We start from the raw sequence: 1,270 nt of genomic DNA, 5'->3' as shown, positions 1-1,270 counted from the left end.
GCTGCCTGCAGGGTCGGTATCGCATCCGTTTTCTCGAGCTGGTTGCGAACCGGATCGCACCAGACACCCATCGGGTTCAAGCATACCGTGATGGAACTCACGACTGCCCTGGCGGTTGTTGCCGCCCCAGAGAAACGTTGGTGCCGGACAAGGTCCAGGGGGTTTCGCAAAACCGTGGCTGTTGCCTGCGCAACGCCAGTCAAGGATGGCTCATTGCCTGGGCGACCCGGTCATCTGCAAACAGCGGGTGGGGCAAAGGGAAGACCCAATCAAAACCATGGCTTTTCACCAGTCGCGATACTGGGCTCGTTCCCCTTGCACCACCTTTTAGCCAAAGCAGCGTGTTATCTCAAATGGTTTGTGCTCCCGAAGCATGTGATAGCAGGCACGCGCCAGTTTGTGGGCTAGTGCCTTGATCGCGACAATCCCGTTTCGCGCGCGTTTCTTGCGCTCGTAAAAGCGCCTGGCTTCCGGGCACGAGCGAATCGCGAAGTTGGCCGCTTCGACAAATGCCCACGCAAGATACTTGTTGCCGTTCTTCGTATTGCCTTCGCCTTTCTTCCTGCTGTTGCTTTCACGCCGGCTGTCCACGCAACGGCAGTACGAGCTGAAATGGTGAAGCGCGAAATGGTCCCGGTTTCGAGCATGATCGTGGTTGCGAGAACCGGACCAATGCCTGGCACCGAGTTCAGCAACGCGTAATCCGGGCGCAGTTTGACGCGCTCCATGAGTCGCTTCTCGATGATCCCGATTTCCTCCTGCAAGGTTTGCATGACCGCGAGATTGGCTTGCATTGCGAGCGTTACATCAGGTGCAAAACCGAATTCGTTGACCTGCGTCTGATCCAGGCGCTTAACCTGCTCACCCTGCATCTGCCCACCAGTATGGCGTGAGAACAGATTCTCGATGGCCAGGATCTGGGCCGTACGACACTGCACCAGTTGGATCCGCTTGCGCGCGAGGTCCCGCACGGGACGTTCTTCTGCCGGATAAATGTAGCCTTCAGGCAATAGTCCCAGACGCAGCAGTTGGGCGAGATGGGCGGCATCGGTGAAGTCACCACTGTATTTCAGTCCCTCGTACTGCCTGATTGCCGCGGGGTTGGCCAGATGCACACGGTAGCCGTCGTTCATCAGCTGATCCACAAGCCAGTACCAGTTGTACGTTGCTTCAATGACCACTCCCACCAGATCTTCGCGGTGCGGCGCCAGCGCCGCCCGGATCTGGACAGGATCGTTCGGTAACCGTCGCTGGTAGAGAACCCGGTCAG

1 pseudogene is annotated in these 1,270 nt (G+C 58.0%); it reads right to left on the bottom strand.

Going from position 1 to position 1,270, the window contains the following annotated elements:
* Nucleotides 1–327: 327 nt before the first annotated feature.
* Nucleotides 328–1,211: pseudogene (locus VSR34_RS37925) on the bottom strand (IS110 family transposase).
* Between the last annotated feature and the right edge of the window lie 59 nt (nucleotides 1,212–1,270).

The sequence above is a fragment of the Paraburkholderia sp. JHI2823 genome (genome assembly GCF_038900695.1).
Taxonomy (GTDB): Bacteria; Pseudomonadota; Gammaproteobacteria; order Burkholderiales; family Burkholderiaceae; genus Paraburkholderia; species Paraburkholderia mimosarum.
The sequence above is the reverse complement of the archived record's forward strand: the minus strand, read 5'-3'. Positions and strand labels throughout refer to the sequence as shown.